We start from the raw sequence: 7,607 nt of genomic DNA on the forward strand, positions 1-7,607 counted from the left end.
TTTTCCTTTTGTGTCAAACAGAAAATAATCGCAGACATTTTCAAAAGGCTTTATAATTTCAAAATCAAAATTTTCATCGGCCGAAAAGACTTTGATGATTTCAATTTTCTTTGGAAGTTTTTCTTTTAAAGCTGAACAAAATTCAACTGATTCTTCTCCGTGTAATTGAACTGCTTGCAAATTGTATTTTTCAACTTTTTCCAGAATTTCTTCCTGACTTTGGTTGACAAAAACACCCACTTTTTTGATTGTTTTGATCAACTCGGGAACATTCCCGTTGCAATATCTAGCAGATTTTTCCCAGAAAATAAAACCCATATAATCGGGTAGGAGCGCGCCTACTTCGAGGATATTTTCTGGATATTTCATGCCGCATATTTTGAGTTTCATTTTTTTGTTTTTTTTGCCGCGAAGGCGCTAAGACACTAAGGTTATTTTTTTACGATCGAGCACAAATTAAATTTGTGTCTTCGTGACTTTGTGGCAAACCTTTATAGACCTAGCTTGTTAATAAATTCAGTTGCGGCTTGTCCCGCATTATCGGTTTTCATGAAGTTTTCTCCAATTAAAAAACCTTTGTAGCCGTATGGTTTAAGTTCCTGAATGGCTTCAATTGATGAAATACCGCTTTCAGAAACTTTTACAAAATCGTTTGGAATTTGAGATGCCAGTTCTTTACTGAAATCTAAACTTACTTCGAATGTTTTTAAGTTTCTGTTGTTTACACCAATCATGTCTAAAGTTGGCATAATTGATTTTTCTAATTCTTCTTGATTGTGAACTTCTAAAAGAACTTCTAAACCTAAACTTTTTGCAAATTCAGATAAAGATTTAATTTCTTCGCGCGTTAAAACGGCAGCGATTAATAAAATTAAATCGGCTCCGTGTGCTTTTGCTTCTAGAATCTGATATTCGTCTACAATAAATTCTTTTCGCAAAAGCGGAATATTTACAGAAGCTCTTGCCAGAAGTAAATCGTCTAGAGAACCGCCAAAATATTTTCCGTCTGTTAAAACGGAGATTCCGCATGCGCCAGCAGTTTCATAACCTTTAACTACTTCTTCAACTGTAAAATTATTGTTGATAATTGATTTTGAAGGAGAACGGCGTTTGTGTTCTGCAATAATTCCAGAATTACTTTCTTTTAATTTCTGACTTAGAGAAATCGTCTGTTTTTCAAAAAATACTGAAGCTTCCAATTGTGAAACCGGAATAATCGATTTCTTCAAAATCACTTCTCTTTTTTTGTCTATTATTATTTTATCTAAAATATTCATTGTTGTTGTTTTGCCACGAAGTCACAAAGGCGCAAATTTAATTAGTGCTAATTCGTGAAATTTGTGTTTGTTTTTTATTTACTTAATTCTTGTAATTTCTGTAAAGCTGTTAATCCTTTTCCAGACAATAGGCTTTCTTTTGCTATTTCAAAACCATCTTTTGGAGAACATTTGGTAACGGTTGAAATTGCCATTGCAGCATTGGCACAAACTACATTATTTTGGGCTTCGTTTCCTTTTCCAGAAATGATACTTGTAAAAATTTCAGCAGATTCTTCGATGGTTTTTCCGCCTTCAATTTCTGTTTGCGATAAAAGACGAACGCCAAAATCTTCTGGATTTAACATTCCTTCCATGTGGTTAGAAATTGTTTTTGTTGGACCTGTTAATGAAATTTCATCATATCCGTCAAGCGAATGTAAGATCGTGAAATTGGTATTGGTATTTTGATATAAATACGCATACATTCTCGCCAATTCTAAGTTGAAAACTCCAACCAATTGATTTTGTGGAAATGCTGGATTTACCATTGGGCCTAACATATTAAAGAAGGTTTTTACCGCCAATTCTTTTCTAATTGGTCCAACGTTTTTCATTGCTGGGTGGAATAGGGGAGCATGCAATACACAGATTCCAGCCTGATCTATACATTTTTCTAAAAATGATGGATCGTTGCTGAATTTAATTCCCATTTTTTCCATTACGTTGCTTGATCCAGAAATAGATGAAACTCCGTAATTTCCATGTTTTGCTACTTTTATTCCTGCACCTGCAGATACAAAAGAAGCTAAAGTTGAAATATTGAAAGTGTCTTTTCCGTCACCACCCGTTCCGCATAAATCGATAGTATTATAGGCTGATAAATCGACACGAATGCATAAATCCAATAAAGCTTCACGAAAGCCCGAAAGTTCGTCAATAGTAATGCTGCGCATCATAAAAACGGTCAAAAATGCCGAAATCTGACTTGGATTGTATTGACCGCTTGATATATTAATCAATACTTGTTTTGCTTCTTCTTTAGAAAGCACTTCGTGGTTGATTAATTTATTTAATATAGTTTTCATTTTTTTTAAAGTTGCTAAGGTTCTAAGTTTTTTACTGTGACTGTAAACTGAGACTGAATACTGTAAACTAACTCTTTATCCAATTCTCTAAAATCCTTTTTCCATTTGGTGTTAAAACGCTTTCTGGGTGAAATTGAACGCCTCTTACATCATAATTTTTGTGACGTAAAGACATAATTTGACCATTTTCATCTACCGAAGTTGCTTCTAAATCTTCGGGTAAATTATTGTCAACTACCCACGAATGGTATCTTCCAACTTCGAATTCGTTTCCTAAACCTTCAAATAAAATTTCGTCGTCTACTAAAGTTTTTACGTTTGTTGCAACTCCGTGATATACTTTGTCAAGATTTGAAAGTGTTCCGCCAAAAACTTCTCCAATTGCCTGCTGTCCTAAACAAACGCCAAGAATACTTTTTGTTGGACTGTATTTTTGGATTACTGCTTTTAATAAACCAGCTTCATCTGGAATTCCGGGCCCTGGAGAAAGTAATATTTTCTCGAAACCAGCAATTTCGTCAATATCAAATTCGTCGTTTCTGTAAACAGTAACTTCGCAGTTTAAATCTTCTAAATAGTGCACTAAATTGTAAGTGAAACTATCGTAATTGTCTATAACTAAAATCTTTTTCATTTTTTTTAAGGTTCTAAGTTACTAAGGTTCTGAGGTTCTAAGTTTCCTAACTTGAAACTTGAAACAAAGAAAACTTGAAACTAAATTTTATTTATTTTTCTCGAACGTATTTTTCTACGATAATACGATCTACTCCTAATTTTTCTACTTTTTCTACTCCTTTTTGAATTAAGGTGTCGTTTTGAACTTTCACTACAAATTCAAATTTGTTGTTTTCCCAATCACGGTTGTTAAAGAACTCCAGATTTTCGGTGTAAATACTATCTTTCAAAGTATATTTTCCGCCTCCGCCAAAGAACAATGCTGATGTGGAATCTTTTCCATTTTTCAAATCATGATTAAAAAAAGCAAAATGTGTATCGTTTATAATTTTAATCATTTTTGTTTTTGTATTGAAAGAAGAAAAAGTGGAATCTTTCTCTGTCGTTTCAGCTGATATAAGACGCCAGGTTCCTTCAATCGGATTTTGCTTTTTTTCAGAATTGCAAGATGTCAGTGTAATGATTAAAATTAAAATAGATACTGCTTTTTTCATAGTTTGTGGTTTTTATAGTTTGTTTAATTGTTTCAGGTTTCAGGTTTCAAGTTTCAAGTTTCACGTTCCAATAACTTGAAACCTGAAACTAAAAAAAAAACTTGAAACTAAATCTGTTCTGCCATTTCTAGCGCTGTATTCAAGGCTCTCAACTTATTGTAAACTTCTTGCATTTCACTTTCTTCGTCAGAACTTGCTACAATTCCTGCTCCTGCTTGACAATGTAATTGGTGATTTTTAGAAAGGAAAGTTCGAATCATAATGGCGTGGTTAAAGTTTCCTTCAAAATCCATAACTCCGATTGCACCTCCGTAGAAGTTACGGTTTGTTTTTTCGCATTCTTCTATTAATTGCATCGCTCTGTGTTTTGGTGCGCCGCTTAAAGTTCCTGCTGGAAAAGTATCTGCTACGACTTGCATTGTTGTTGCTTTATCGTGTAAATGTCCTGTAACTTTAGAAACTAAGTGAATTACGTGAGAGAAAAACTGAACTTCTCTGTATTTTTCTACATTTACATCATGCCCGTTTCTGCTTAAATCGTTTCTAGCTAAATCTACCAGCATAACGTGTTCACTGTTTTCTTTTTTATCTTCAGAAAGTTCTTTTGCCAAAAGAGCGTCACGTTCATCATTTCCAGTTCTTTTGAAAGTTCCCGCAATTGGGTGAATTTCGGCTTTTCTATCTTTTACGATAATTTGCGCTTCTGGCGAAGAACCGAATATTTTGAAATCACCATAATCAAAAAAGAATAGATATGGAGAAGGGTTGATACTTCTTAAAGCTCTGTAAACATTAAATTCATCTCCTTTAAAACCTTGAGTAAATCGACGAGAAAGAACCAATTGAAAAACATCTCCGCGGTAGCAGTGTTTTTTGGCTAAAGCCACATTTGCTTTAAACTCTTCATCAGTCAAGTTAGAGAAACCTTCGCCTTCTTTAGAAAATTTATAAGAAGCAATATTTCTTGATTGCAATAATTGCTCGATTTCTGCAATGTTATTTTTTCCGTCTAAACTGTGGCAGAAAATATAAGCTTCATTTTTAAAGTGGTTAATTGCAATAATGTTTTGATAAACAGCATAAAAAACATCTGGAATTGAAGTTGCATTGTCTTTTTTTGCAATAGATACTTTCTCGAAATAACGAACAGCGTCATAAGAAATGTATCCAAATAAACCGTTGTTGATGAATTTAAAATCATTTTTTTCTGATTTAAATTGACTTGAAAATTCCTGAATTACCTGAGGAATATTTGTTGAAGCATCGATCACAGTTTTCTCAGAAGTTCCGTCAGGAAAAGTTTTTGAGATTGTCTCATTTTCGATTTTAATAGTAGCGATAGGATTGCAGCAGATGTAAGAGAAACTGTTGTCATTTCCATGATAATCACTACTTTCTAGTAATAAACTATTTGGGAACTTATCTCTGATTTTAAAATAAATACTTACCGGCGTTACTGTATCTGCCAGAATTTGTTTGTAATGTGTATTAAGAATAAAAGGTTTCAAAATATATAGTTTTATGTTGTTCGTTAATTTGTTTTCAATTGGATCAAAAAAAAAGGGCTTGTCGTGATGACAAGCCCTTTATATATTTATATTTTTTACAATACCATAGGAAGCTTCGTTCACGACGTCTGACGTAAATTGCTCCACCACCAAGTATTGTTTAAAATTGTTCTCATTTCTTTATTTTGATGTGACAAAGATATAAATGTAATTTTAATTAGAGTACATAAAATTTCAAAAAAATCTTTTTGAATTTCTGAAATTTGTTAAATTTTAATCACAAACGTTCCTATAACTCCTTAGTTTCCACTTGCTATGGTATTATTTACATTTAATCTGAAATCTGGATTTCCTTTAATATTTGGAAGCGTAAACAGCTCGCTAAGTTTCAATTTTGTATATTCTATTCCGTAAGCTGGGTTTCCATAATAGTTTTTTATGCCAGGAATATTGCTTCCTGATTCGCTTTCAATTTCGCCTTGACAATTATTTGCTACAATATTTTTAAAAGTGATTTTTGATAAATTTGCTTCACCATTTCCGATATTTCCTTCCAACAAAATAAATGGTGCAAATCCAGAAACCACACTATTGGTTAGGTTGAAAAAGGTATTTTCTTTAATGTACGCAGATTCTCTAACCAAGCCTTGATTGTTTTCTTCTAAATTAACCAAAGTAATGTTGTTCGCATTTATTTTAGTCATTTTTTTAGTCATGTCTGTATTAGCAACTTTCTCGTAAGAATCAACCTCAAAACATCTTGAACCCGAAATATCTGAAGAAAACGGATGGCGAATTGCAATACTATTGCTAATGTTAATTTGAGCTCCTTGAGTAAAATCAAAATCATCATCTGTTGTTCTGAATGAAACCAAATTGCTTAAATTCAAATCTCCACCATAACATTCGAAAGAATCATCATTTGAAAAACTAATTTGAACGTGGCTCACAGTTGTTTTTCTTCCAACACCAGCAAGAGAAAGACCGTTTAACTCTTTTGAAGCGCTTAATTTTCTTCCGGCATATTCGATTCTAACATATTTTAGAGTTCCTGAATTGTCTTCTGGATCTTGACCTCCATAATGATTTAAAGTTGGATCTAAATCGAAAGGCAAAGTGTGAATACCTCCTAATGAGTTTATTGGTGCTTTTCCTAAAACTATAATTCCGCCCCAATCTCCTGGTTTTCTATTGTTTATTTCATTTTCTGATGTAAAGATAATTGGGTCAGTTTCTAATCCTTCGGCCATAATTTTAGCTCCATTGGTAATAACAAGCGTTCCGCATGTTTTATCGTCGCCACGTATAACAGTTCCTGGCTCGATAGTCAACGTTGCATTATTTGTAACATACACAACACCAACCAAATGATAAATATTACGTTTTACTAAACGTGTGTCTTTATCGATTGTTCCGGCAATTATATTGGTTGCTTCGCCATAGTCATTTGCAGCTGGTCTAAAGCTCGTCCAGTTGGTCATCCAGTTTGAAGTACCAGTGATTCCTTTTGGCTGTTGTTGAGCTTGTGCGAAAAAGCTGATAATGAAGAATATGCATGCAATATGTAGTTTTGTTTTCATAACTATGATTTTAATTTCTAGTTTTTGATTTTTTTTAATTGTCCCAAAAATAGAAGCCGTATGTTAATCAAAGTCCTGATACTTATTACGAAAGAGTTACTTTATTATTAAGAATGTTAAGTTTTTGAAAAGTTTTAAAAAAATAAACCCCGACAGTTTAAAACTGTCGGGGTTTACTGTATTTCTGAATTAGTAAGGCCTAAATATTAGAATTTTAAAGCTACTGTCAATTCAAATTCGTCATTGATAGTTTTGTCTCCTAAACCGTCGAAGAAGCTACCTGAACCGTATTTAATATCGTATTTAGTTCTGTCAACTTTGAAAGCAGTTGTAGCAGTGTTTCCTTTTACAGTGATATCAAAAGTTACTGGTTTAGTAATTCCTTTGATAGTTAAATCTGCAGTTACAGTATAAACGTCAGCAGATTTTGCACCGATAGTTTTGAAAACTAATTTTGAAGTTGGGAATTTGTCAGTTCCGAAGAAATCGTCAGCTTTTAAGTGACCGTTTAATTTTCCTTGGTATTCTCCAGTTAAATCTGTAGAAGTTAATGAAGTCATATCAACTGTAAAGTTACCACCAGCTAATTTTTTTCCTTTGAAAACTAAAGAACCTTCTTTAAAGTTTACAGTTCCAGAGTGCTCTCCAGTTACTTTTTTACCTACCCATTTAATTGTAGATGCTTTTACGTCGATTTTTTTAGTTTGAGCGTTTACTGAGATTCCAGCTGCTGCTACGAATAATGCTATTGCAATAGTTTTTAAATTTTTCATGTTTTTAAAATTAAAATTTGAATTTGATTAATAAATAATTATAGAGTGATAAATAATTCTTCGTGTGATTTTCTAACTTTTTTGTGGTGCTGAGATTTATCCTCATCATGTCTGTAACCTACAGTTGCAATAACTGAAGCATTTAGACCTAATTTATCGAAACCTAAGATTTCATTAAATTGAGCCGCATTGAAACCTTCCATAGGAGTTGCATCAATTTTTAAGTCAGCAGC

8 protein-coding genes and 1 pseudogene are annotated in these 7,607 nt (G+C 33.0%); all 9 read right to left on the reverse strand.

Features of this window, described 5'->3' with window-relative positions; genetic code table 11:
* The coding region (locus tag B3J44_RS13735) for a phosphoribosylanthranilate isomerase (RefSeq protein WP_286968939.1) at nt 1-390 on the reverse strand (390 nt) is incomplete at its 3' end.
* 101 nt (nt 391-491) lie between these two features.
* A complete protein-coding gene (gene trpC / locus B3J44_RS13740) occupies nt 492-1,277 on the reverse strand; it encodes an indole-3-glycerol phosphate synthase TrpC (protein WP_286968941.1) in 786 nt (261 codons plus the stop codon).
* Between the two features lie 74 nt (nt 1,278-1,351).
* A complete protein-coding gene (gene trpD / locus B3J44_RS13745) occupies nt 1,352-2,344 on the reverse strand; it encodes an anthranilate phosphoribosyltransferase (protein ID WP_286968942.1) in 993 nt (330 codons plus the stop codon).
* Nucleotides 2,345-2,411: 67 nt separating this feature from the next.
* Nucleotides 2,412-2,978, reverse strand: a complete 567-nt coding sequence (locus tag B3J44_RS13750) for an anthranilate synthase component II (protein ID WP_286968944.1) — start codon at nt 2,976-2,978, stop codon at nt 2,412-2,414.
* 91 nt (nt 2,979-3,069) lie between these two features.
* The gene (locus tag B3J44_RS13755) at nt 3,070-3,513 is read right to left on the reverse strand and encodes a hypothetical protein (protein ID WP_286968945.1); all 444 of its coding nucleotides are present in this window, start codon (nt 3,511-3,513) and stop codon (nt 3,070-3,072) included.
* A gap of 107 nt (nt 3,514-3,620) precedes the next feature.
* Nucleotides 3,621-5,021: an anthranilate synthase component I family protein gene (locus B3J44_RS13760; protein WP_286968947.1), complete on the reverse strand. Its 1,401-nt coding sequence runs from the start codon at nt 5,019-5,021 to the stop codon at nt 3,621-3,623.
* Nucleotides 5,022-5,320: 299 nt separating this feature from the next.
* Nucleotides 5,321-6,601: a hypothetical protein gene (locus tag B3J44_RS13765; protein WP_286968948.1), complete on the reverse strand. Its 1,281-nt coding sequence runs from the start codon at nt 6,599-6,601 to the stop codon at nt 5,321-5,323.
* 206 nt (nt 6,602-6,807) lie between these two features.
* Complete coding sequence (locus tag B3J44_RS13770) at nt 6,808-7,374, reverse strand: YceI family protein (RefSeq protein WP_198856632.1); 567 nt, start codon at nt 7,372-7,374, stop codon at nt 6,808-6,810.
* A gap of 38 nt (nt 7,375-7,412) precedes the next feature.
* Nucleotides 7,413-7,607: pseudogene (locus tag B3J44_RS13775) on the reverse strand (NAD(P)H-dependent oxidoreductase); the annotation flags it as partial.

This window comes from Flavobacterium sp. UBA4854, assembly GCF_002399805.1.
Lineage (GTDB): Bacteria > Bacteroidota > Bacteroidia > Flavobacteriales > Flavobacteriaceae > Flavobacterium > Flavobacterium ginsengisoli.